Source organism: Pedosphaera parvula Ellin514 (assembly GCF_000172555.1).
In the GTDB taxonomy this organism is placed as follows: domain Bacteria; phylum Verrucomicrobiota; class Verrucomicrobiia; order Limisphaerales; family Pedosphaeraceae; genus Pedosphaera.
In genome coordinates, this window is record NZ_ABOX02000004.1 from 173181 (window position 1) to 198341 (window position 25161).

Genomic DNA, 25161 nt, shown 5'->3' on the forward strand with positions numbered 1-25161 from the left:
TCTTGCTTTGCGAATCTGATGAAGCAGCCGGGTTCTTTAACTTCTTTTCTTCAGCCATCGGGAACTTAGATGATGTGAAGAGTTGTGCAAGTGTTTGATGGAAGAATTTTTGAGGCGGACCCACTTCAAGGTGGAACCAAAAACATTTCGACTGCTGAATTTCGGACTTCAAATGAGATGAGGATCAGTGGGAAATTCGGGGACAGAAGACAAACGAGCTGCCAACCAGGACTCCCTGCCCTGCCTCGAGTTGTTAACAAGAAAGTTGAAGCGAATTTTAGGGTTGGTTGGGACGTCGGATTTTGTAACCAGAGGCACGAGGATTTTGTCTGGTGTTAGATACGAGAGCTCGTTTTAATGATTTATCGCCCAATGAATTGGAATCTGTCAGCAATTTTTGGTTTGTGCATCGCGCTGTTGGTGGGCGCGGAGTTTGGCTTGGTGCGTGCAGCGGCGGCGGTGAAGCCAAATGAAGAGGGATTGGAATTCTTTGAGAAGCATATCCGGCCAGTGCTGGTGGAGCGGTGTTATAAATGTCACAGCATTAAAAGCGAAAAGGTAAAGGGAGGGTTGCTGCTGGATTCCAAGGCTGATTTGCTCAAAGGCGGCGATAGCGGCCCTGCGATCGTGCCGGGAAAACCAGAGAAGAGTCTCCTGATCAAGGCGCTGCGTTATACCGACCCGGATTTGCAAATGCCGCCGAAACAGCAGTTATCGACAAATCAAATCAAGGACTTCGTGGCCTGGATCAAGATGGGTGCGCCCGATCCGCGCAAGCAACCATTAAGCGTGGCGGGGAAATCGGGAATCACCGGGATGAGCGTGGCAGATTCAAAAAAGTTTTGGTCGTTTCAACCAGTGAACGAATCGACTCCGCCCTCTGTAAGGAATAAAAAATGGGTGAAAAGTCCGGTGGATCAATTCATCCTGGCGAAGATGGAGGCGAGGAACATCCCCCCCAACCCGGCGGTGGATAAGCGAACTTTGATTCGGCGCGCGACGTTTGACCTGACGGGATTGCCGCCGTCGCCGGAGGAAATCACCGCATTCCTGGCGGACAATTCATCCAAGGCCTATGAGAAGTTAATAGACCGTTTGCTGGCATCGCCGGCGTACGGCGAGCGTTGGGGGCGGCACTGGTTGGACGTGGTGCGCTATGCGGATACGTGCGGCGACAATTCAGATTTTCCGGTGCCGACAGCATATAAGTATCGCAACTACGTGATCAATGCATTCAATAAAGACATGCCGTATGACGAGTTTTTGCGCGAGCAGATCGCCGGTGATTTGATGTCGGCAAAATCGGATGAGGAGAAGTTTGAAAAAATTATTGCGACCGGATATCTGGCAATCTCGCGGCGGTTTGGTTCACGGGCAAATGAGTTCCATCTGACAATCGAAGACACAATCGATAATGTCGGCAAGGCGATGCTGGGCCTGAGCGTAAGTTGCGCTCGTTGTCATGATCACAAGTTTGACCCGATTCCGAACTCGGATTACTACGCGCTTTACGGAATTTTCAACAGCACCAAGTACGCGTTTCCCGGCACTGAGATTTACCGGCATCCGAAGGATTTCGTGCCACTGGCAACGGGGACGAACATCGCGGCGGTGGCGGAGTATCAAACAGAATTGGCGGAACTGGATACGAAGATTGAGAATTTGCTGGAGCAGAAGCGCAAGTTCGACCGGTCCGATGCCGGCAAAACTGAATCCAAGGACGATGCCGCTTCGGACGCAAAGGAAAGCGATTCGGAGCAGAAGTTGCTGCAGGTGAAAGCGGATTTGGAGGACGCAAAAACGCGCCAGAAGAAATTGGAAGCAAATCCACCACAGGTGGAGAAGGCCTTCGCCGTTGCGGAAGGAAAGCCAGCCGATGCGAAGATTCAGTTCAAAGGCGAGCCAACCAATCTTGGTGAATTGGTGCCGCGCGGGTTTTTACAAGTTTTGGGTGGACAGAAGTTGCCAACGGAAGAGAAAGGGAGTGGGCGGTTGGAATTGGCGCAGTGGATCACGGACGCAAATAATCCGCTGATGCCGCGAGTAATGGTGAACCGGATTTGGCAACATCATTTCGGTCGTGGAATTGTGGATACGCCGAATGATTTCGGTGTGCGCGGAAAAGCGCCGACGCACCCGGAGCTGTTGGATTACCTCGCGGGGCAATTTAAGAAGAGTGGTTGGTCAATCAAGGCAATGCATAAATCAATCATGCTTTCGGCCGCCTACCAACTTTCCAGTGAGGAACGTGGGGATAATGCGGTGGTGGATGCCAACAACGATTTGTTCTGGCGCTATAACCGGCGGCGTCTAGACGCGGAGGAGATTCGGGATGCGATGCTGGCGGTGAGCGGTGCACTTGACAAGACGATGGGCGAGGAGCATCCGTTTCCGCCAGAGAACGACTGGCATTTTAGCCAACACAAACCGTTTGTGGCGGTTTATGAAACAAACAAGCGAAGTGTTTACCTGATGCAACAACGCATCAAGAAGCAGCCCTTTCTGGAAGTGTTTGACGGCGCTGATCCGAATGCCACAACTGGAGCAAGGCCGATCAGCACGACCCCGATCCAGGCCTTGTTCATGATGAATGACAAATTTGTTTATGAACAGGCGGACAAGCTTGCAGTGCGCATCGGGCTCGCACAATCGACCGAGGGCAAAAGGATTGATTATGCATATCACCTTGTCTTTGGGCGTCCAGCCACACCAGAGGAGATCAAGATGGGCCGCGACTATCTGAGAGATTCGCGCGCAGCGTTGAAGGAAACCAGAGTGCCGACGGATCAGCAGCCGCGCGCTGCACTGGCGAGTTATGCCAGGGTGTTGTTCAGCAGCAACGAATTTTTGTACGTGGATTAGAGAAGGTTGATCTTCCCTGGTCCATTCCCACGCAAGATTTGCATCCGGTTTTGAAATGTGTCAGCGATGCTTGCGGCAGCATTCTTGGCTTCGATAGCCTTGGGCCCGGTGAAGTGCTCATCGACGGTTTGTTTGAAGAGTGACAGCCAACGAGAAAAGTGCGCAGCATTCACCGGCAGAATGGAATGCTTGGGCCAGGGGCGTCCTTGATAAGTGGCAGTGCGAAATAAGATCGAACTCCAGAACGAATACATGGTGGGCATATGAAGCTCCCAGTTCGTATGCGCAAAATCATTAAAGATGGGTGAGAGCAATTCGTCAGCATTGACCTTGTTATAAAAAGAATCCACCAAGGTTTTAACGTCGTTTTCGCCGGTAATGTCAGTAAGGCTTTGCTGCATGTTGCCTGAGGATAACACAACTCCCATCATCTGGAAATAGCTGAGCAGAATATGCTGAAATGCAGGAAAGTAATTATTGAGACTAAATCTCATTATGTGTTATAGGTATGTGGTTGTGACTGCTGAACCCCCAATTGAGGTAAGACGGCGCGCTGGTAAATCGGGCAGAAAGGCCGGTTTTACCGAGGCTGGCGTCTGGGAGACTGTCGGTGGCGGGTGGAGACAATTGCACGGCAATTTTAGCGATTTGGGGTTTAGTGTGGAGTGGCATGATTTCCAGACAACCCGGAATCTGGATTGGTCCCGCAGTTTTCATCCCGGCAGCATCGAGATTTGCCTGAATATTTTGGGAAATGGCGAAGTCAAGACGCAGAAGCGGGAACTGATCCTGGGCCCTTCCACGGGCGGTTTTTATTTCCAAACCCTGCCGCGTCTATCAGCGTTGCGAAATGGGGGAGAACGGCACCAATTCATCACCATCGAACTGGCTCCAGTTTTTCTGAGACAATACCTGGCGGCCTCAGACGAAGGGTTGCACCCGAGGTTAAAAAGTTTTTTGGGCGGCAAGAATATTTCAGAAGTTTCGGAGCCCATTCACCTGGAGAGTGAGCAACAGCAAATGGTGGCGAGCCTTCAACATCCGCCGGTTCATGTGGGAGGTCGGCGTTTATGGTATCAGGCCAAGGCGTTGGAAATAGCGGCGGCAGTGCTTTATCAACCGGTTTTGCGGGAAGAGTTATTTTGTGACCGTCAGAAACGGCTTAGCCAGGAACGGGTGCAAAAAGTAATTGCGATCCTCAAGGAAAATTTATCCGAACCACCACCTTTGGAGGAAATAGGCCGGCGTGTCGGTTGCAGCCATTTTTATCTCAGCCGCATTTTCACCCAGGCGATGGGCAAAACGATTTCCGCGCAACTGCGTGATTTGCGGATGGAACGTGCAGCTGCATTGCTCCGCGATGGACGTATGAACGTTACCGAGGTGGCGTTGGAGGTTGGTTACTCGAGCTTGAGTCACTTCAGCACTGCGTTTCATCAGGAGTTTGGTTGCTGTCCCGGTCTCTATCCTATGGCAACCATTGTGCAGCGGAACGCAAAATCACTTCGTTCCTAAACAGGCGACCAAAGAAAACGGAAACTGGCTTGTGGAGAGGTTCCAGAACACAAGGGTGGCCGAGGGCGACGCGGTCAGATCTTCGTAACGACCACCGCGGTGCCATAGCAAAGAACTTCGGTGGCCGAACCTTTGCTGACGACTTCTGAAGCGTCATAACGAACACCAACGATGGCGTTGGCACCCATTTGTTGCGCATGGATCAGCAGCGAGTCATAGGCCTGCTGCCTAGCCTGTTCACACATCTCAGTATAGGCACCGATGCGGCCGCCGATGATATTTTTCAATCCGCCAACTATTCCCTGGGCAATGGTTGGCGCCCGCACAATAATTCCTCGGACGAGACCTTTGTATTCAACGATCTTGTAACCATCAAAATCGAACGTAGTTGTAACCATCATATATTTTAAGAGTGCGATCAGGTCATCAAAAGATGAGGCTGCACCGCCAATTTGGGACGATCATAGAATGTCACATGGGCATGTCCAGCCGACATTTGTATTACCCAGGTTGGATACCGGCATCGGCAAGGTGTACTGGATTAAGACATCAATTAGCAATCCATCCCCCCAACGCCCGGAACTCAGGAATCTGCTTTTGCGGCAAGAGAATCTTTACGTTCGAGAATTTCCCCACAAAACTCGGCACCTCATATGACTAATGCGCGGTTGAGCAAAATCGATGGCAGATGGCATGCAAGATGCTGACACTCGGCTCAAAGTGATAGGAGTTGCCTCTGCCGCCTGAATTCATCGGGGCCACAGGTTTATTCCACACTTATCCCAGTATGAATGCGAGCGAGCAGTGAATAGCTATACAACAAACCATCGGCGCGATGAGGCAAAGGAAATTCCCACGACTTCCTTCTTTCACTCCGCGGCCAGGTGCAGCCTGCTTTTTCCTGTATTTGGGATTTTAGGCAACGGAGCGGTGCATGCTTGTGGAGAATACATCGAGCAATATACCGGGGTGGATGAACACACCAGCCAGTTGATCATGGGAACTCTGTCGGCAGTCCTGATCGTGCTGGGATTTCTATTCGGATTTATAGCTCTTTGCGGAGTGCCACGATATGGGGCCAGGGGAATTCTGGTCAGATCATTACTGGGAACGCTGTTTAACGGTGCCATTCTCGGACTGGTTCTTGCGATCGCACTTCCCACAATATTGAAGGTAAGAGCCAGAGAACTGAATCCATCCTTGTCGGCGCAGATCGATCAAGCTGTTGGTGTGATAAAATTGGAAGCTCAACAAAAGCTGAGTAGTGGCAAAACCACCCAAGTCACGACGAACAAGGATTCCGCAGCGAAGGAAAGGGAATTGGACGAGTTTTTGCAGAAGGCTTCAAAGGAATACACCGGCGATTCCAAATTGGTTCTGACAGGAGCCAGCCGCTTTCTGCGTCAGGCGGTGACATTGGAGAAAGATTACAGCGAAAAGACAACGGCGCTTTTGCATCCCCCCGTCACCAGCCTGGAGGGAGTGGTGAAGCGAGAAGACCTGCAAGCGAGAAGAACCAATGTGATGGCTTATTTCGAAGCCAGCAAACGGCTTAAGGAGTTTGTGAAGAACTCTGATTCGCTTTTGCAGGAAGATCTTAAAAGCCGAAATGTGCCAGATGAAGCGGTTCAAAAAGCCATGGCGGGTTATCGAGAACAGGCGCCCTTGCGTGAAAGCTTGATGAAGATTTGGACGACTGATCAACGCATGGTGGCAGCGATGTTGGGTCTGTTGGATACACTCGACCAAAATTGGGGTAAATGGCACCTTGATGGAGGCAGTGGCAGAATCATTTTTGAAAGTTCCGACACATCGAAATATTACGATTTTTATATCAGCGAGTTGCAATCAACGAGTGTGGAAGCAAAGTCACTGCAACTGGAAGTGATGGCAAAATTGGAAAACTGATTTGCCTCAGTTCCTGGGAACAGTGCCTGAATCAACTTCATACCTGCGATTAATGCCCCGGACACATTGAATGCATGGCAGAGAGAGTCTCTGTTGGGAACATTCGTACAGAGATGAGATTGTCCAGGCTTAAGCAAACTTTGGTTCGGTACTTCCGCTTTAACGGAAATGTCTCATTCCCTTAAGGATTCGTTCCCGTTCTGGGTGGCAAGGGTTGCGCACCGGGGGCGGTTGGAGCCGGGTTAACTGCGTTTACTGCCGCACCGGGCTGGCTTTGGGCGCCAGGAGGAAGAGGGGGCGCAACGACAGCAGGTTGAGTTGGCGGCGTGACTGGAACCGGTGGAGGCTGGGCAACAGCTGGTGGGGCGGCATATACTGGCGTCTGAGTGGTGAATCCCGTAGTTACAGCATTTTTTGTTGGCAATTGTTCCGCGGGACTGCTGCTGATAGTGGTCGAATCCGTAGTAACAGCTCCACCAGTGGCACCTGAAGCATTGGGTGCAGTTGTATCAATCGCTCCTCCAGTACCACCGACTGCACTAGAAGAAGCCGAACTCGCCCCCACTGCCAACTGGTCCACCACTCTCACAAGGCCGGGTTGCGCCTGAACCTGCGCTAGAATGCGATCCTTTTCCTGGATAGTAGGAACCGAACCAACCAAGGTGACGACCCCCTGATCCACTATGACATTGACCGGAGCCTTCGCGCCACCAGCCTGCGGTTGGGTCAAAACGGATTGACGAATGCGAAGGAGCAACGCGCGGTCAGACTGCGTCGCCGCCCGATCCTGCATGCGTGAATTGGTATTAAAGGAAGAGCCGGTACGATTCGTACTGTAAAAGCGGTTGGTAGCGCCAGGGGAGGAAGCAGGGGTAAGATTATTCTGATTGGTGCCGCTGCCGGTCAATTGATTGCTGCTGACTCCAGAAACGGATGTCCCTGTCCCCTGCCCTGTAGATGTTTGGTTTTGATTCAAGGCGGGCGTCTGGGCAGCAGACTGCGAAGAATTTAGGGCATTGTTGTTCTGGACCGCGCCACCGGTTTGAGATTCGGCAGTGACGGCGCTGAGCACTACAAGCGCCCCGATGGTTGATAAGATCTTTTTCATGGTTTTTCTATTTAAAGCTTCGCTTTAGTGAGGTTGTCCCACAGTTTTGGGCTTAAGTAACAAACCACGTGAAAGTCCTATGCTCAATGGGGTTATGCCTGAAGAAAAGTAAGGCCGTTACCTACTGCCTCATTTCTGCCATGACGCGGCGGTTGGCAAATAATCAGCAACAAAACCAGGTCCCAACGCTCCTCTGTTCAATTTACCTTTTATTACCTATACAAAAGAGATGCTTCTCACCACGCAACAGGAGGTGATTTGCGACCAGGACAGGTGAAGCGATGATTTGTTCGCCCATGTCGTTCTCAGCCAAAAGATCAAACTTGGGTTCAATACGGGCGACGAAGACAACCCCATCCTCACGCACAGCATAGATTTTGCCGTCAGCGACAGTAGGTGACGCATAGAATTCGGAGCTGGTTCGAGGTAACTCGTCGCGCAACAGTGTCTTGCCAGTGGTGGGGTCAATGCATTCGATAACACCACGGTCAGGTCCATGATCGTGCAGCAAGTAAACCCGCCCTTTGTATTCAGCAGGTGTGGAACAAAAGGAACCAGTATCTTCGCGCATCCAGATGCGGTTGGTGATTGTGACGTCGGCCGTTCCGCCCAGCTTGATGCCGTGCAAACGTGTTCCGCGTCCGTAGGGAACAATGACCATGTCACCTGCAATCACGGGTGAAGCGACGGGCACCCAGTTCCTTTTCCCTTGAGGATTAAAATCGCCGCAGGACCAAAGAACTTTGCCGTCGTCAGCGTCGTGAGCCGTCAAATGCTCTCCACCCAGAACCAGCAGGGTTTCCCTGCTCTCGTGTTTCATGAGTATGGGGGTGGCATAACTATGATCGCCCTCATCAGGGGTGATATAGTTGCGTGCGACCTTCCAGTGGAGTGCACCGGTCGATTTATCAAATGCAGCAAGATAAGATTCACCGTGGTGGAGACGGGCAATGACAACGTCCCTTCCCGTGAGAACCGGGGAAGTGCCATAGTCCCAATAGAGAGTGTCGCGGCCATAAAGTTCGACGAGGTTGGTTTGCCAAAGGACTTTGCCATCAAAATCGAGCGCGGCGAACTCGCCGCTCTTATAATAAACGAATATGCTTTTGCCATCAGTGACGGGCGAAGGGTTGCTGCCGGAGCCGTGAGCGTTTTTGCCCGAACGTTCGGCACCAAACCGGGTTGTCCATAGCAGTTTACCTGACCAATCAACGGCCAGAATGGAGTCCTGCCCGTCAACGGGTGCCGTCACGAAAATATGATTCTGCCAAACAATGGGTGTGGAACATCCTTTTCCGGGTAGTTCAAGTTTCCACGATAAATTCGTCTCCGCATTCCATTTTACCGGATAGGTGCCGGTTTCAACACTTCCGTTGTCACGAGATCCGCGCCAATGTGGCCAGTTGGCAGAGGTATCCCCAGTCGCGTAGAGAGAGCGCGCAAGCAATGGGATGAGAACCAGAGCCGGAAGAAGTTTCATGGTCGCATTCTGTAGAAACGAAGAAGGGAAGGAAGAAAAAAAATAGAATTGTACAGCATCCCATCGAGGACGTCGCAATTTGCACGCTCCTGAGACTTTTATAAAAGGATTTGGCTTAAATGGTCAATTATTCCTGCCAACTCGCTGGACAGTGCCGAACCGCAGGCGTACGGTTTATTTAGAAGGAGACCTGAAATCAAAAGTTAGTAGTAAACAGAAACAGCCCAAAGGATTTTTATGGCAAAAGTTCTCGGTATTGATTTAGGCACCACCAATTCCTGCGTCGCCGTGATGGAAGGCGGCGAACCCCTCGTTTTGGACAACTCCGAAGGGAGGCGTGTTACTCCATCAGTGGTTGCGTTCACCAAAACAGGCGAACGCATCGTAGGGGATGCAGCCAAGCGACAGGCAGTGACCAACTCGCGCAACACCATTTACTCCATCAAGCGATTCATGGGCCGAAAATTTGATGAAGTCCAGGGGGAAATCAAAATGGTCCCCTACAAGGTCGTCCGGGCAAACAACGGCGATGCCGCCGTCGAAGTCATGATTGACGGCAAGCCCAAGCAATTCAGCCCACCGGAAATCTCGGCAATGATTCTGTCCAAGCTTAAAGCCGATGCGGAAACCCGCCTGGGGGAAAAGCTTTCCCAGGCAGTTATCACGGTTCCAGCATATTTCAACGATTCCCAACGACAGGCCACCAAGGATGCCGGGCGCATCGCGGGACTAGACGTTCAACGCATCATCAACGAACCCACTGCAGCTTCACTGGCTTACGGCCTGGATAAAAAGAAGGACGAGGAAATCGCCGTGTATGATCTGGGAGGCGGCACGTTTGATATCTCGGCGTTGGAGATCGGCGACGGGGTTTTTGAAGTCAAGGCTACCAATGGCGATACCCACCTGGGAGGTGACGACTGGGACAATCGCATCATGAACTGGATCCTCGACGAGTTTAAACGAGACCAGGGAATGGATTTGCGTAATCAACCGGATGCGGTGCAGCGCATTAAAGAGGAGGCGGAAAAGGCTAAAATCGCCCTATCCAGCACACTTGAATACGAGATTAATCTTCCCTTCATAACCGCGGATGCCAGCGGTCCCAAACATATCAGCATGAAACTGACCCGCGCAAAATTGGAGCAGCTTTGCGAGGACCTTTTTGAGCGGACGAAACCACCGGTAAAACAGTGCTTGAAAGATGCCGATCTCACTCCAAATGACGTGGATGAACTGGTTCTGGTAGGCGGCATGACCCGGATGCCACGCGTGGTTGAGATCGCTCGTTCACTCGTTAACAAACCACCGCACCAAGGTGTCAATCCCGATGAAGTGGTTGCGATTGGCGCTGCCATTCAGGGCGGCGTGCTTCAGGGAGACGTAAAGGGCGTGTTGCTGCTGGATGTGACACCGCTTTCACTCGGCATTGAAACGCTTGGCGGCGTAACCACCAGGTTGATCGAGCGCAATAGTACGATCCCGACTCGTAAATCGGAAATTTTTTCCACTGCAACGGACAATCAACCGGGCGTGGAGGTACACGTATTGCAAGGGGAACGACCTTTGGCGAAGGATAACAAGACCATTGGGAAATTCCAATTGACTGATATTCCCCCTGCCCCACGCGGTGTGCCGCAAATCGAAGTCGCCTTCGATATCGATGCCAATGGCATTTTACACGTGAGCGCCAAGGATCTTGGCACTGGGAAGGAACAGAAGATCACCATCACTGCCAGCAGTGGGCTTTCAAAGGAAGAAATTTCCAAAATGCAGCAGGATGCCGAAATGCATGCCGATGAGGACCGGAAACGGAAGGAGGAAATTGAATCGCGCAATGAAGCCGATGCGGTTGCCTACCGTGCAGAAAAAATGTTGCGGGACAATGCGGACAAAATTTCGGAGGAGGATAAGCGCAAGCTGGAGGAAGCCACTCAGTCGGCCAAGGAAGCGCTCAAGGGCAGTGACACCTCGGCGATGAAGAGCGCAACTGACAAACTGAATGAAGTCATGCAGGCTGTTTCCGCTGATCTTTATCACGCCGCGTCAGGCCGAACTGAGGCTGGTCAAGGTGCCGGTGCACAACCGGGAGGAAGAGCGGGCACTGAACAAGGAGCCAAGCCCGAGGAAGGCGATGTGCTGGAGGCTGAGGTTGTGGATGACAAAGGTAATAAGAGTTGAACCCGGCCAGGCTTTTCACCGAGCAGGCAACTCTTTGAAGCCGCACCGGTCCTGAGTTGAGGTTGTTATGGACTTAAATAAGTTTACCGAGAAGGCACAGCAAGGCTTGCAGGAGGCGCAAAACATCGCAAGCCGGAACCAACACCAGGCCGTGGATGTCGAGCACGTTGCTTTGGCGCTTATCCAACAGGAGAACGGATTAGTGCCTCGGCTATTGGAAATGATGCAGGCTCCGGTGGATGTGATCCGGGCAAGATTGGAAGAGGAACTTACCCGAATACCTCAGGTGACAGGTGATACCAGCGCCGCACCCGGGTTGTATGTTACCGCCCGGTTGAATAAATTGCTCACGAAGGCGCAGGACGAAGCGAAGAAACTTCGCGATGAGTACGTAAGTGTCGAACATATCGTTCTGGCCATGACTGCCGAGCCGGCCAGTTCACCCATCGGAAAGATTTTCAAGGAATTCAAAATTCGCCGCGACGAATTCTTAAAAGCGTTATCCTCAGTACGCGGCAATCAACGTGTGACCAGCGCCAATCCTGAGGCCACTTACGAGGCACTGCGCAAGTACGGTCGTGACCTGACCCAAATGGCGCAACAAAACAAACTCGATCCAGTCATCGGCCGTGATGCTGAAATCCGCCGTTGCATTCAGGTCCTTTCGCGGCGGTCCAAAAACAACCCAGTGCTGATCGGTGAGCCAGGAGTGGGCAAAACGGCGATTGTCGAGGGTTTGGCTCAAAGGATAGTGAGTGGCGATGTCCCGGAAAGTCTTAAAGACAAGAGCATCGTGGCCCTCGATATGGGGTCTCTGATCGCTGGTGCCAAATACCGCGGGGAATTCGAAGAACGCCTTAAAGCGGTTTTGCACGAAGTTGTTGGGGCGGAGGGCCGGGTCATCCTGTTCATCGACGAAATCCACACCGTCGTGGGTGCCGGGGCATCGGAAGGGTCCATGGATGCCAGCAACATGCTCAAACCGCCATTGGCTCGCGGGGAACTGCATTGCATCGGGGCCACCACATTGGATGAATATCGAAAGTACATTGAAAAGGATGCCGCGCTCGAACGCCGGTTCCAACCTGTGCAGGTCAACGAGCCCACGGTCGAAGACACCATTTCCATTTTGCGCGGGTTGCGCGAACGATACGAAATCCATCATGGCGTACGCATTCAAGATGCCGCTCTGGTCGCCGCGGCCCAACTCTCGCACCGCTATATCACCGACCGTTATCTACCGGACAAGGCGATTGATCTGATTGACGAAGCAGCGGCCAAACTCCGCACCGAAATCGAAAGCATGCCGGAAGAGCTCGAAGGGCTTGAACGACGGATCATGCAGCTCGAAGTGGAGCGCGAAGCCTTGCGCAAGGAAAAGGACCAGTCCTCGCGGGAGCGTCTGGCTGCGATAGAAAAGGAATTGGCCGATCTGAAATCCAACCGAGACTCCTTGCGGGCGGAGTGGGAGAACGAGAAAAAAGCCATCACTGAAATCCGCAAGCTTCGCGAGGAGCTCGAGTCAGTGCGTCATGAAATTGAGGTGGCACAACGCAGCGGGGAGCTGGGCCGGGTGGCAGAACTAAAATACGGCCGGCTTCCGCAATTGGAGAAACAGCTCAAAACTGCCGAGACAAGAATGCAACAAAGAGGAGGTCCGCAACTGCTCCGCGAGGAAGTGACTCCTGAAGAGGTGGCTGAAATCGTGGCGCGCTGGACGGGCATTCCCATTGCGCGATTGGTGGAAGGAGAAACAGGACAAGTTGCTGCGTCTGGACCAAGATTCTTCATGGGCGGGTTATTGGCCAGGATGAAGCCGTGCAAGCTGTGACCGATGCGGTAATTCGCGCCCGCTCCGGTTTGAAAGATCCCAAACGTCCGATTGGTTCATTCATCTTCCTGGGCCCTACTGGCGTCGGAAAAACCGAGTTGGCCCGCGCCCTGGCAGAAACGATGTTCGACAGCGAGGAGAACATGGTCCGCATCGACATGAGTGAATACATGGAGAAGCATGCGGTGGCCCGGCTGATTGGTGCGCCGCCCGGATATGTAGGTTATGAAGAAGGCGGTCAACTGACTGAAGCCGTCCGGCGCAAGCCGTATAGCGTCATTCTCTTTGATGAAATTGAAAAGGCCCACCACGATGTCTTTAACATTTTATTGCAAGTGTTGGATGAAGGCCGGTTGACTGACAGCCATGGTCGGACGGTGGATTTCAGGAACACCATCATCATCATGACGTCCAACATTGGCAGCCCGTACCTGACGCAACACGCGACGGAGACAGGAACCATTCCAGAGCGTGTTCGAAAGCAGGTGATGGCCGAAGTGCGGGATCATTTTCGTCCTGAATTCCTCAATCGCGTGGATGAAATTGTCCTCTTCAAGCCACTGACGCTGGCAGAAATTGAAAGAGTGGTCGAGCTGCAACTGAAGCTGGTGCGTGAACGATTGGCTGAACGACACATCGAGTTGGAATTGACCGACGCCGCCAAAGAGTTCATCGCACGATCAGGATTTGATCCGGTGTATGGTGCGCGTCCACTGAAAAGGTTTTTGCAACGAACGATCGAGACAGCCCTCGCACGCAAGTTACTAGCGGGAGAGGTTCACGAAAACAGTCATGTGCTGGTGGATCTTGAGAAGAACGAACTGGTCTTTACTTCCCATCCGTTGCATGAACATATCAGGGAAGCTGCCTGAACTTTTCGGAAGGCGCATCTGGCGAAACGGTTGCCGGCCATATCCAACCCTCGTCTGTCAACCGATTCGCAACGTATGTCACCGACTGCATGAGGATCGAAAGAAATTAATGATCTCCTCATACGGCCCGGGAGAGGAGATAGAAACCGAACAGGATGAGCAAAAATCGGATTATCATAGTTGGCGGTGGCTTCGGCGGAGTGAAGTGTGCCAAAACATTAAGCCGTGAACTGTCGCTCGACCATACAGAGGTGGTGCTTTTCAACCGTGAGAATCATCTCGTCTTCAGCCCGCTATTGGCGGAGGCTGTTGGTTCCTCCGTAAATCCGCTTGATGTTGTAGTGCCATTGCGCCAGTTGTTGCCGCGTGTCTTTTGCCGAACCGAGGAGGTGCAGAACATTGACCCACCAAGGAATGAAATCGAATACCTGGCGGAGGACTGCCAACCTGGTCGAATGCGTTACGACCACCTGGTTGTTGCGTGTGGCAGCATGGCGAATCTTCATGTCGTGCCCGGCATGGCGGATCATGCCTTTCCCCTGAAGAACGTCGGTGACGCCATAACACTGCGCTCGCACATCATGGAGGAAATGGAGAAGGCTGAAGTTTGCGCCGACCCGGAGCGGCGGCGGTGGCATCTCACCTTCATCGTGGTAGGCGGTGGATACAGCGGTGTGGAAGTTGCCGGTGAAATCAATGATCTTGTCCGCAGCAGCACGCGCTATTTTCAAAACGTCCGCGCGCAGGATGTGAAGGTCATTTTGATTCATTCCCGCCACCAGATTCTGCCGGAAATCGGTTCCCGTCTACGCGAGTTCACCCGCAGGAAAATGGAGCAAAGAGGTGTCAAAGTCATGCTTGACACATGTGTCAAGCTGGCATCGCCCGAAGGCGTGGTTCTAAAAGACGGCGAGTTCTTAAAAGGCGGCACCATCGTTTGCACGATAGGCAACTCGCCAACGTCAATCGTCGAAGCCCTCACGACGGCGAAGGAGAATGGCCGCCTGGCAACCAGGCCAGACATGCGCCTGCGCGACTGGTCCAATGTATGGGCCGTCGGCGATTGCGCCCAGATCATCAATGGCCATGATGGCCGACCGTCACCGCCAACAGGCCAGTTTGCGGAACGCCAGGGCACGCAGTGTGCACACAATATCATCAGGGTGTTGAACAACCGGGAGACGAAACCGTTTTCCTTCAAGCCGCTCGGGGAACTCTGTTCCATTGGCGGCCATTCCGCCGTGGCGGAAATATTTGGCCATGATTTGGCCGGGTTCGCCGCATGGTTTGTCTGGCGGGGCGTCTACCTGTTCAAGCTCCCGACGTGGGCCAGGCGCTTTCAGGTTGGGCTCGATTGGTTTCTGCTGCTCCTATTCCCGCGAGATCTCTCGCATCTGCGTGACCGTCAAACGGACCGCGTCACGCGAACGCGCTATCAGCCGGGAGATTTTATCTTTCAACAGGGTGAACCACGAACAGACTTCTATGTGGTCACGCACGGGGAAGTGGAAGTGCTCGATGGGGCAGCAAAGGATCCTGAGCATGCGGCGTTAGCGGTGCTTGGACCCGGCTCGTTCTTCGGAGAAAAATCGCTGCTTAATACCGAGCCGCGCATCACTTCCGTGAGGGCACGGACTTCCGTGGAAGTGCTGGTAATGGGAAAAAATGTGTTCACGCAAATCTCTCCAGCTCTTGGCCCCCTTCGAGATGCCCTGGCTCAAACCCTCAACTGCCGCACGCTTCAATGGGAGGCAAACACCTGATTGACTTTCTCGAACCATGGTTGAGCCTGAAATTAAAGATTATGAAATTTATTTAGAGTTGGATGATCTTCGCCATGAAGTGTGGAGAAAATTGAAGCATTGGTTCAGCCGTGTTTATCCGCTCGTGTGAATAAAGGATTCTGAAGCGACGAAGAGGAAGGAGAAATATGAACAAGGATGACATTTCAGCGGTGGGCGCTGTCAGACGGCTTTCGCAACCAAAAAAGCGCGCACGGCAAGCCGCCAAATCACGAATCGAGGAGAAGAAGACCACAATGAAGGCGGCCGCCATCGATAAGTTTGGTCCGCCATCGGTTTTAAAACTGCATATGCTGCCGATGCCCAAGCCCGGGCCGGGCGAAGTGCTCATTGCACTGCGTGCAGCCGGCATTGGCGTATGGGACGGGGACATACGGGGAGGATGGTGGCCGCAGGGACGTCCCAAGTTTCCACTGGTTCTTGGATCAGACGGCGCGGGAATTGTGGTTACGAAAGGAGTGCGTGTAAGACGTTTTCGCGAGGGCGACCGGGTATGGGCCTATGAATTCATCAATCCGAAAGGTGGATTCTATGCCGAGTATGCGGCAGTAGACGCTGAGCATGTCGGACGCCTGCCGCGGCGATTGGATTTTTTGCATGCTGGTGCTTCAGCTGTGACCGGGCTAACTGCGCTTCAGGGGATCGACGACCATTTGCGGGTTCGAAAGGGCGAGACGGTGTTGATCTTTGGTGCATCCGGCGCGGTGGGCACGCTGGCAGTGCAATTTGCGAAGCGCCGGGGCGCTAAGGTATTGGGAACTGCATCAGGAAGTGAAGCAACAAAACTCGTTCGCCGCCTTGGCGCTACTGGCGTATTTGATCCGCGAAGTAAAAACGCCGTGGAACAGCTCAAGGCGCTGGCACCTGGCGGAATCAATGCGGTTCTTGCTCTCGCGGGTGGGAATATGCTTGAGCGATGCATCGATCTCGTGCGCCCGGGAGGAAGGGTGGCACATCCGAACGGTGTTGAACCCGAACCAAAGCAAAGGAAAAACGTCCGGGTGCTCGCCTACGATGCAGCAGCAGGTCGGAGGGAGTCCGAACGTCTGGACCGCGCGGTGGAGGAAGCCCGGCTCCGCGTGCCCATTGCAGCGATTTACCCATTGGCACAGGCTGCGAAGGCTCACCAACGTCTCGAGAAGGGTCATGTCCTGGGCAGAATCGTGCTCGAAATCAAGTAACTCAACGGCTGGCATTCCCATGAAATCTCACCCAATAGCATTTTCCAACATCGAAGCTGCCTGTCCCAAGCTGGACGACGCACAAATCCAGGAATTGGCCAGGGTTGCCAAGTGCAAAGAGTTTCACGCAGGAGAGACCCTGCTGGCTGCAGGTGAACGCGAACTCAGATTCTTCGTGATCAAAGAGGGTGAAGTCGCCATCGTTGATCCTGTTTCCGAGAAGAAAGAGCCAGTTACGGTGCTTGGGCCCGGACAATTCACCGGCGATGTTGAACTTCTGGCTGGCCGGCCATCAGCCGTGAGTGCCATTGCTCAATCTGATTGTGAAGTGTACGAAGTTTCCGCGGACGACCTGAAGCGTGTCCTGAGTGATCTGCCACGCATAGGCGATACCCTGCTCCGGGCCTTTCTCATGCGCAGACAGTTGATTGAGGAGTTTGGTTTGGGGGCTTTACGCGTCATCGGCTCGCGCTATTCCAAGGACACACATCGGATTTGCGAGTTTCTGGCGAAAAACAAAATCCCGTTTAACTGGCTTGACCTGGAGAGCGATCCGCAAATGGAGGCGCTGCTGGCACGGTTCAAGATCACCGCCGATCAAACGCCGGTGGTTGTCTGCGGCAACGATAAGCTCCTGCGCAATCCTTCCAACGCCGAGTTGGCGGATTGCCTCGGAATTCGAAAACCAATTGAACAGACGACCTACGATCTCGTGATCATTGGGGCGGGGCCGGCGGGACTGGCGGCTGCCGTGTACGGGGCTTCGGAGGGTTTGAAGACATTGCTCCTCGACCGGGTGGGACCAGGAGGACAAGCGGGGACCAGTTCAAAAATCGAAAATTACATGGGCTTTCCAGAAGGTCTTTCAGGGATTGATCTGGCTGATAGAGCCGTGATTCAGGCCGAGAAGTTTGGCACGATATTATCGACTCCGGCGGAAGTAGCCGGGCTGGAGAGTGAGAGCGGATATCACAAATTGCGCATGGACAGCGGCGAGGAGGTATTAACAAAATGCGTGCTCATTGCCTCGGGGGCATACTATCGAAAGCTAAATCTTCCCAATTTTGACAAATTTGAAGGTGCCGGAGTGTACCATGCTGCCACCGCAGTGGAAGCTCCATTGTGTCGCCAGGCCCAAGTGGTGGTGGTTGGCGGGGGAAATTCTGCCGGTCAGGCGGCGGTTTTTCTTTCCGAACAGGCCAGCAAAGTGCTGTTGGTAATTCGTGGGGACAAGCTAGGAAAAAACATGTCGTATTATTTGGTGCGTCGCATCGAGCAAACGCCCAACATAGAAGTGCATCGCAACACAGAGGTTACCGGATTGCATGGTGACAAGTCGCTTGCCGCTGTGGATTTGACGAATAATAAAACCCACGAAACGGAAACGATTGGCTGTCCGGCTGTCTTTGTTTTCATCGGTGCGGTGCCGCACACGACCTGGGTGCCGCCCACGATCCGGCTGGATGACAAGGGATTTGTGGAAACGGGTCAACAGGTTGCAGAATCCGGAGCCTGGTCATTGCAGCGCCAGCCTTATATGCTGGAGACGACTGTGCCGGGAATATTTGCCGCGGGAGATGTGCGACTCGGCTCGATCAAACGCGTGGCTTCGGCAGTCGGAGAAGGGTCCATGGCGGTGCAGTTTGTTCACCAATTCCTCGCGGGCAGTCAAAAGCAGATGACCAGCCAACAACCTTCAGCAAGCGAACGTAAAACTGAAATTTCTACCTATGAAGACCGCGAGCATCAACACCGTGAAGTTGCCATCAGGTAAACGCGTGCCGGCATTTGGCCTGGGCACCTGGTATATGGGAGAAGACCCGGCAACACATGCCGAGGAACTGGCCACGCTTCGACTGGGACTGGACATGGGGGCCACCTTAATCGATACCGCCGAGATGTATGGCGAAGGCCGTTCCGAGAAACTGGTGGGTGAAGCCATCGAAGGGCGGCGTGACGAGGTATTCCTGGTGGACAAGGTTCTGCCACAAAATGCCTCGCGGAGACGGATGTCCAAGTTTTGCGACAGCAGTCTGCGGCGGCTGGGCACCGATCGGATTGATCTTTATCTGTTGCATTGGCGCGGAGAAGTGCCGCTGCTGGAAACCGTGGAGGCTTTCAAGGAATTGCGGCACGCTGGCAAAATTCTTGCCTACGGAGTGAGCAACTTTGACATCACGGACATGGAGGAGTTGTGGTCGATTCCCGTAGGTACGGATGTACAGACTGACCAGGTGCTCTACAATCTCACACGACGGGGCATTGAATGGGACCTGTTGCCGTGGCTGCGTGAACGTCGCGTTCCGATCATGGCCTATTCACCGATTGAGCGTTCGCAACTGGTGACCAATCAAAAACTCGTTCAATTCGCGGAGCGTTACGAGATGACGCCGGCACAGGTAGCACTCGCTTGGCTGCTCGCCAAAACGGATGTCATTGTTATCCCCAAAGCGAGCCAGCGCGAGCATTTGATCGAGAATCTGGGAGCACTGGAGCATCATCTCACCAAGGCACAGCTTGCCGAGCTGGACCGCTTATTTCCCCCACCCTCCAGGCCTGTTCCACTGGAGATGATTTGATGGTGGAAACTGACGCTTCGATCAAGGCGAAGAGTTTCAGTGATCACGCTTAAAGATGCTTAGCACTACGACAGCGGTAATAACAACGACCACGGCAGCGGTGACCATGAGAATGGAGTTCGTGCGGTATTTGCGCCGGACGTCAGCGTGCAGTTGGTTGGTGGGAATGGGGCCGCACTTTTGACATTTCAGCGGACTGAAAGCGGACGCAATCAAAGCTCCAATGAGTCCAAAGAGCATGCCCGGACCTCGACTGGCCTCGCGCTTCAGCTTGCCGCCACAACGCGGGCACCAGTAACCGGTCGGGACAGACGGAGGTGTCTGAGGCATCGAAGACGTTGCATTCTGATGGTCGCTCATGGGTTATTGATGGCTGCGTTTGGGTCAGCTTTTGTCGTTATGATGAATAAGAACTTCTGCTCTGCGGCGGAAAATCTACAAATGTGGCTTCTGCGAGTCGAGGAGGAAATGGTTGCCATTTATTGTATGGTCAGGTGAAATGTGGGCATGGATGAAATGCCACCATTAAATGAGAACACGCCGAAGCAGCCCCCGCCGCTGCCATCGCAAATTCAAGCTTCTCTCAATTCATTATTTGAACAAAAGGCAGCCACATTGAGCGTGTGGGCACCGATGCTGGCTCTGATACTCACTGCATCCTTGTATGGCCTGGTGCCCTCCGCAAGCGAGTGGGCGCAGAAGGGCAAATTTCTGGTCTTGAGCTTTGGTGGTTTGCTGATTCTTACCGGATTGATATCGGCAATCGTGGCATTGAGGAATAACGAGCGCGGAGTTTTTGGCCGGGCTTTGGCGGGGTTGCTGATTAATGCGGCCCTCATCGCTCTTTTGGTATTGGGTCTCCCAGTTGTATATGCAATCAAGGAACGAGTGCATAAACAGAAGGTAATGGCAAACGTGCAGGAGTCAGAGAGGCAACTGCAGGCCGATACCAAAAAGGCATTTGAAGCCGGCACCGGAACCAGGTCTGCGTCCGACCGGCTGCAAAAATTCCAAAAGAGCATGGAGAATGCCGCACAAGATTTGAAGGGCGATGATGCACTCGTGTTAAATGCTTCCAGTGCATATTTGAAACAATTACAGATTCTGACCAAGCAATATACCGACGCGGCAAACCCAATCCTGCACCCGTCAGTATTGAACATGAGTGAGGTGAAAGAGAAGGAGGATTTGGATGTGAAGCGGAAGGCGGTGGTCAAATTCCTGATCGCAAATGAAGAGTTCAAGTTATTTATAATGAAAGGTGAGGCTCCACTGAAGGAAGAATTGGAAAAGCTGCACGTGTCTGAACGAACGGCGGAATCCTGCCTCCGAGGATTTAGAGGTAAGCAGTATCTTCGGACCACCGTGGTCAAGATCCGGGAGCTGGATACGCGGATCGGCAACACAACCTTGAGCATGCTGGATATTCTCGATACCAACTGGGGAAAATGGAATTATAGGAGCGACAAAAAGAACGTGTTAATCGAAGACCACGATGCGTTGGAACGGTACAACGCATTTTGCAAGGAATTAATGGCGGCCGGCCGGAGTCAGGCAATGCTGCAAAAGCAACTGTTGAAAGAGCAGGCAGAGTAGAGTCGCCTAACAAGGCATGGTTTCTCATTCAGGCCGTCGGCAGCAATACTCCGAAGCGTGGTTATATTGAATGCCAGGCGCCTGCGGGCATGGCTAAGGAAATGATTGCGGTTTACTGAAGGGTTGGATGAAAAGTTGATGATGGATGACATGGGAAAAACGCGTTTCAGGGAGGTTTCAAGCCAGAGCGCGAGGTCGGAGCCTGACTGGCCATCGAACTTGACCAGGAGGGAATTCCGGGAGTTTGTAGCGAGAGGAGCAGAAGCAAAGGGACAAAAGAGACAGGCAAGGAGAGTCGCCAGCGACAAACGCAATGATGCCGTTAAAAAGGGTTTTATAATTTGAATGGAGTCCGGACAGAATTAGCGTAGCGGCTATTCATGCAGTAATGGTTTGTGATTTGAAATGAAAGCAGTTTGGAACAGGAATTGAAAGTCAGTTGAAGGAATCTGATGCAGTTGACACACAGTCCCAATGCATCACTGGGGCTTGTTTGGAGAGCGCCCGGAAGGACAGTATTAAGTGATATTATACTTTCGTTTTGAAGACAATTTCTCCTAGTGCGAGTCTGAAAAGACTCTACTATCAACGGCGTAAACAAGGAGATGAAAATATGTTGTTCAACTTGAAAGATTCGCAGTCAAACCACCCCGCGAGAAAGGGCAATAGCGCCCGAAGTGTCGCCTGGTTTGCAGGGGCGTTGCGCGGCATTCAGCTTGGGCGTTGCACGGCGAGGGAAATGGGTGATTACGTAGAGCGGAAAATCGTAACCTCGGAGGGTTGCGGTACGTCTGCTAAAAACAGGCCCGGCAGGCGCAAAAGCAGGGGTTTGATGAATGGTGTGGCAGCGCCAGGCGTCGGAAATAGTGATGGCATGAGTGAGCGGCTCGGTATTCAATCGAAGGAATGCGGATAGTGGAAGTAGACGGCAGTTATCGGCAGTTAATGGCAACAGTAAAAATGAATCAGTTGTTCAATCCAAACGAGTTTGGCATGACGCGGCGTCAGATGGTGCGGTCGCTGGTGAGTGGCTCGATTTTATTGCCGGGAATTTTGTCGCAATTGCTGGCCCAATCAGCAAGGGCTGATGAAGTGAACCCACTGGCGCCGCGGGCGCCGCATTTTCCGGGCAAGGCCAAGCGGGTTATTTTCCTCTACATGACGGGCGGGGCTTCGCATCTGGACACATTTGACCCGAAAGAAAAACTGATCAGGCAACATGCGGAGAATTCCACCACAAATGACAAGGGACCGAAGTATCTGGCTCCGTTGTGGGATTTCAAGCCGGGCGGCAAATGCGGCACTGAGGTGAGCGACCTCTTTCCGTATTTGCGCGAGTGCATGGATGATATTTGCGTGATTCGCTCGATGCACGGGGATCATAACGATCATTTCCAGGCGACGCTTGGGGGTGCATACCGGGGTCGGCCTCAACCGCGGGGCCAAGTATTGGGTCATGGGTGAGTTACCCTTTGGGGACGGAGAATCAGAATTTGCCGTCGTTCGTGGTGTTGGCGCCGCAGTTGCCATACGCGGGAAGCCAGGTGTGGAGTTCGGATTTTCTGCCCGGATGTCATCAAGGAACGCGCGTTTTGGCAGGCGCAGAACCCATTCCAGATTTGAACCGGCGCGCCCCGAGCGAAAAAATCGAGCGGATGGAGCTAAGTTTATTGGAGCGCTTCAATAAGAAGCATCAGCAATCGCGTCAGAGCGATCCGGCATTGGCAGCGAGAATTAAATCGTTCGAGACCGCGTTCGGCATGCAGCAAGTAATGCCGGAGGTCCTGGACTTTTCAAAGGAGACAGACGCGACGCTGGAACTTTACGGCTTGGAACGGGGCAGCACGAAAGGTTTTGCGTGGCAATGCCTGGCGGCACGCCGAATGGCGGAGCGCGGGGTAAGATTCATCGAGTTGATTGACGTCGGGTCGAGCGGGAATTGGGATGCCCATGCGGATATGAGATCGCATGAACCCCTGGCAAGGAATGTGGACCAGCCGATTGCGGGTTTGCTGAAGGATTTGAAGTCACGCGGCCTGTTGGAGGATACGCTCGTCGTCTGGACAACAGAATTTGGACGTTCGCCGGGTGCTGAGAGCAAAAAAGGGCGCGGGCACCATGCGTCGGCCTTCACAAGCTGGATGGCGGGTGGCGGGATCAAGGGAGGCATGGTTTACGGCAAAACGGATGAGATCGGTGGACGCGTTGTCGAGGACCCGGTGCATGTGCATGACCTCCATGCGACGATTTTACATTGTCTTGGATTCAACCACGAAAAATTGACTTTTAGACATGCAGGTCGTGATTTTCGACTTACCGATGTGGCGGGTAATGTAGTTAAGGCAGTCCTTGCCTAGGGAGTTCGGAAGTTTTTCAAAGAGGTATCAGCACGGATTAGTGCGCCCCGGTCGAGGTAACACCCCCGCCGCCGCCAGTAGGAAAGGCACGGGTGATGGAATCACCTGGTGCCACATGAGGTGCCGGTATGTTTGGGCCCGATACGGTGGACACTCTCTCGGAACTACTTTCACTTGCTGCACCAGTGCCACCAGCACCTCCGGAACGAACGGTGTTGCATCCGGCCAGCAGTAGTGCCCCACCAACCAAAAGCAAAAAATGTTTCATAATTTCATAAGAGGTTTGGATTATAAAAAAACGAACAGTCGGCCCTGAAATTCTCAGGACCGACTTTATTCAATTCAGCGGGTTGGGACCGCCGAATGCGCCTTGAACCTCGATTATGAGGTTAAGGATTGCTTTGACTGCTCGAGTTGCTGTTTAAGTTTGTGCTGCTATTCGCGCCGGAGTTGTTGCCGGAGTCACTGGTCCCCAGACCACCGCTGCTGGAGCTGTTGGTGCTTGAGTTGGAACTTGAGTTCGTGCTGGAACCGCTGGTACCTAGTCCACCACTGGAGGAACTATCAGACGAGGAAGAGTTGGTGGAATCATTGTTCAAGCCGGTTTTTGGCGAATCTGTGGCCGTGCTCGTCGATCCCGATGAACTGGTGCCGGAGTTGTTGCCAGAACTCTTGTCAGTGCTGGATGAGCTGGAATTATCATCGAGTCTGGCCATTTGGATAACGCCTTTAAGCGGACGAAGAGAAGCACCGGGACCGCGTGGAATGGTTGGGTTGCTATTGGTAACAGAAAAGCCGCCGCCGATGTTGGAATTGATTCCCGAGCCGATGCCGCCCATGTTTGTGCCAATGCCGCCGATGTTTGTGCCAATGCCGCCGATGTTGGAGGTGCCGAGACTGCTTCCACCTACGCTGGGGGAAGGAGTCCCAATCTGGCCAACACCTGTGCCGGGTGAGGGAGTTCCAATCTGGCCAACACCTGTGCCGGGTGAGGGAGTTCCAATTTGGCCGGAACCCGTGCTTGGTGAGCCGACACCGATGCCTGTGCCACTACTGGTCGTTCCCGCTCCCGTTCCGCCAGCGCCAGATGAACCAGAAGCCCCCGCGCTCCCTGCTGCTCCAACGCCCACTTGAGCCAGCTCAAAGCCCGGTTTTAGGAAGCTGGATTTATTGGTGTTGTAACTCGGATTTGCGTTGCTGTTGGTATTGCTCAAGCTGGAACCGCCGCCAGTGTTGCTATCGGTGCCGCTGCCGGTTCCACCGGATGAAGGATTTAATGCATCAGGGTTTGAGTTCGTGCTGCTGGAACTCCCGGAATTGGTGCTGGAGCCGCTGGTGCCCAGGCCACCGCTGTTGGTATCAGATGAGCCACTGGAACTGTTGGTGTAGCTCAAGCTGGAATTAGTTCCAGAGTTGTTGTAACTGCCAGTCCCAAGACCACCGCTGGTGTTTGTGGCTGCGCCGCCTTGCACGTTGTTGATACTAGCCGGACTACCGTAGAGGGTAGTGCCTGAGACGCTGCTGCCAGCGCCCACGGCACCCGCATTTTCGGTGCCTGCACTGCTGCTGGAACCGCTGACACCGCTTGAAGAAGTTCCGGGGTTATTGCCGGAGACACCCACGCCCGCTGCACCTGTGCCGCTATAATTATAATTATAGTTCTGATTTTCGTTCATCGTACCGCTGGTACTTGAAGAACCGGCGCCCGCCGGGCCTTGGAGAACGGAGTCGCTGCCCGTACCGCCCGTGCCGCGGTCACTATGACATCCGGCGAGCAGTGCCGTGGATCCCAACAAAATAAGCAATCTTTTCATAATCGTGAATTTCATAAACTTTTCTCTCCTGACAACCTCCTCCGTTGGCTATCGATCTCAATGGGGTGAAACCCG

18 protein-coding genes and 1 pseudogene are annotated in these 25161 nt (G+C 53.2%); 12 read left to right on the forward strand and 7 right to left on the reverse strand.

The genetic code is table 11. The annotated features are described in order from the left end of the window. Positions 1-372: 372 nt before the first annotated feature. A complete protein-coding gene (locus CFLAV_RS04605) occupies positions 373-2862 on the forward strand; it encodes a PSD1 and planctomycete cytochrome C domain-containing protein (protein ID WP_040546927.1) in 2490 nt (829 codons plus the stop codon). On the opposite strand, the gene CFLAV_RS04610 is transcribed toward CFLAV_RS04605, so the two are convergent. Then, complete coding sequence (locus CFLAV_RS04610; RefSeq protein WP_007413470.1) at positions 2859-3356, reverse strand: group III truncated hemoglobin; 498 nt, start codon at positions 3354-3356, stop codon at positions 2859-2861. The two genes, CFLAV_RS04605 and CFLAV_RS04610, sit on opposite strands and share 4 nt — an antisense overlap. A 22-nt stretch (positions 3357-3378) precedes the next feature. Here CFLAV_RS04610 and CFLAV_RS04615 point away from each other — a divergent pair, with 22 nt between their 5' ends. Beyond that, positions 3379-4377, forward strand: coding sequence for a helix-turn-helix transcriptional regulator (locus CFLAV_RS04615; protein ID WP_160164484.1), 999 nt, complete (start codon positions 3379-3381; stop codon positions 4375-4377). Positions 4378-4451: 74 nt separating this feature from the next. Here CFLAV_RS04615 and CFLAV_RS04620 read toward each other — a convergent pair whose 3' ends face one another. After that, the gene (locus tag CFLAV_RS04620; protein ID WP_040547029.1) at positions 4452-4775 is read right to left on the reverse strand and encodes a YbjQ family protein; all 324 of its coding nucleotides are present in this window, start codon (positions 4773-4775) and stop codon (positions 4452-4454) included. 406 nt (positions 4776-5181) lie between these two features. Between CFLAV_RS04620 and CFLAV_RS04625 the strand changes: the two genes are divergently transcribed. After that, the gene (locus CFLAV_RS04625) at positions 5182-6285 is read left to right on the forward strand and encodes an MFS transporter (protein WP_007413473.1); all 1104 of its coding nucleotides are present in this window, start codon (positions 5182-5184) and stop codon (positions 6283-6285) included. Between the two features lie 181 nt (positions 6286-6466). Here CFLAV_RS04625 and CFLAV_RS04630 read toward each other — a convergent pair whose 3' ends face one another. Next, positions 6467-7393, reverse strand: coding sequence for a BON domain-containing protein (locus CFLAV_RS04630; RefSeq protein WP_007413474.1), 927 nt, complete (start codon positions 7391-7393; stop codon positions 6467-6469). A gap of 202 nt (positions 7394-7595) precedes the next feature. Then, the gene (locus tag CFLAV_RS04635; RefSeq protein WP_007413475.1) at positions 7596-8873 is read right to left on the reverse strand and encodes an outer membrane protein assembly factor BamB family protein; all 1278 of its coding nucleotides are present in this window, start codon (positions 8871-8873) and stop codon (positions 7596-7598) included. Positions 8874-9110: 237 nt separating this feature from the next. On the opposite strand from CFLAV_RS04635, the gene dnaK reads away from it, so the two are divergent. The 6 genes and pseudogenes from dnaK to CFLAV_RS04665 all read left to right on the forward strand — a co-directional run bounded on the left by dnaK (position 9111) and on the right by CFLAV_RS04665 (position 19319). Continuing rightward, a complete protein-coding gene (gene dnaK, locus CFLAV_RS04640; protein WP_007413476.1) occupies positions 9111-11054 on the forward strand; it encodes a molecular chaperone DnaK in 1944 nt (647 codons plus the stop codon). A gap of 67 nt (positions 11055-11121) precedes the next feature. Next, positions 11122-13757, forward strand: a pseudogene (clpB, locus tag CFLAV_RS04645) (ATP-dependent chaperone ClpB). Positions 13758-13912: 155 nt separating this feature from the next. Continuing rightward, complete coding sequence (locus CFLAV_RS04650) at positions 13913-15520, forward strand: FAD-dependent oxidoreductase (RefSeq protein ID WP_007413479.1); 1608 nt, start codon at positions 13913-13915, stop codon at positions 15518-15520. Between the two features lie 167 nt (positions 15521-15687). Continuing rightward, positions 15688-16740: a quinone oxidoreductase family protein gene (locus CFLAV_RS04655; protein WP_007413481.1), complete on the forward strand. Its 1053-nt coding sequence runs from the start codon at positions 15688-15690 to the stop codon at positions 16738-16740. Between the two features lie 19 nt (positions 16741-16759). Then, positions 16760-18514, forward strand: coding sequence for an FAD-dependent oxidoreductase (locus tag CFLAV_RS04660; RefSeq protein WP_007413482.1), 1755 nt, complete (start codon positions 16760-16762; stop codon positions 18512-18514). Continuing rightward, positions 18486-19319 carry an aldo/keto reductase gene (locus CFLAV_RS04665; RefSeq protein ID WP_085998860.1) on the forward strand — a complete coding sequence of 278 codons (834 nt, stop codon included), beginning with the start codon at positions 18486-18488 and terminating at the stop codon, positions 19317-19319. The genes CFLAV_RS04660 and CFLAV_RS04665 overlap by 29 nt, the downstream gene beginning before the upstream one ends. A gap of 36 nt (positions 19320-19355) precedes the next feature. Here the strand turns inward: CFLAV_RS04665 and CFLAV_RS04670 are convergent, their stop codons facing one another. After that, positions 19356-19679, reverse strand: a complete 324-nt coding sequence (locus tag CFLAV_RS04670; RefSeq protein ID WP_150107270.1) for a hypothetical protein — start codon at positions 19677-19679, stop codon at positions 19356-19358. A gap of 156 nt (positions 19680-19835) precedes the next feature. On the opposite strand from CFLAV_RS04670, the gene CFLAV_RS04675 reads away from it, so the two are divergent. The 3 genes from CFLAV_RS04675 (at position 19836) to CFLAV_RS04690 (ending at position 23272) form a co-directional block, all read left to right on the forward strand. Beyond that, a complete protein-coding gene (locus tag CFLAV_RS04675; protein WP_150107271.1) occupies positions 19836-20915 on the forward strand; it encodes a hypothetical protein in 1080 nt (359 codons plus the stop codon). A gap of 945 nt (positions 20916-21860) precedes the next feature. Beyond that, the gene (locus CFLAV_RS37365; RefSeq protein ID WP_202796842.1) at positions 21861-22379 is read left to right on the forward strand and encodes a DUF1501 domain-containing protein; all 519 of its coding nucleotides are present in this window, start codon (positions 21861-21863) and stop codon (positions 22377-22379) included. After that, on the forward strand, positions 22376-23272 hold the full coding sequence (locus CFLAV_RS04690; RefSeq protein WP_007413489.1) for a DUF1501 domain-containing protein: 897 nt from the start codon (positions 22376-22378) through the stop codon (positions 23270-23272). The genes CFLAV_RS37365 and CFLAV_RS04690 overlap by 4 nt, the downstream gene beginning before the upstream one ends. Positions 23273-23309: 37 nt before the next feature. Here CFLAV_RS04690 and CFLAV_RS04695 read toward each other — a convergent pair whose 3' ends face one another. Together CFLAV_RS04695 and CFLAV_RS04700 are read right to left on the reverse strand one after the other, a co-directional pair. After that, on the reverse strand, positions 23310-23540 hold the full coding sequence (locus CFLAV_RS04695; protein ID WP_040546929.1) for a hypothetical protein: 231 nt from the start codon (positions 23538-23540) through the stop codon (positions 23310-23312). Between the two features lie 121 nt (positions 23541-23661). Then, positions 23662-25101, reverse strand: a complete 1440-nt coding sequence (locus CFLAV_RS04700) for a hypothetical protein (RefSeq protein ID WP_007413490.1) — start codon at positions 25099-25101, stop codon at positions 23662-23664. Positions 25102-25161 lie beyond the last annotated feature (60 nt).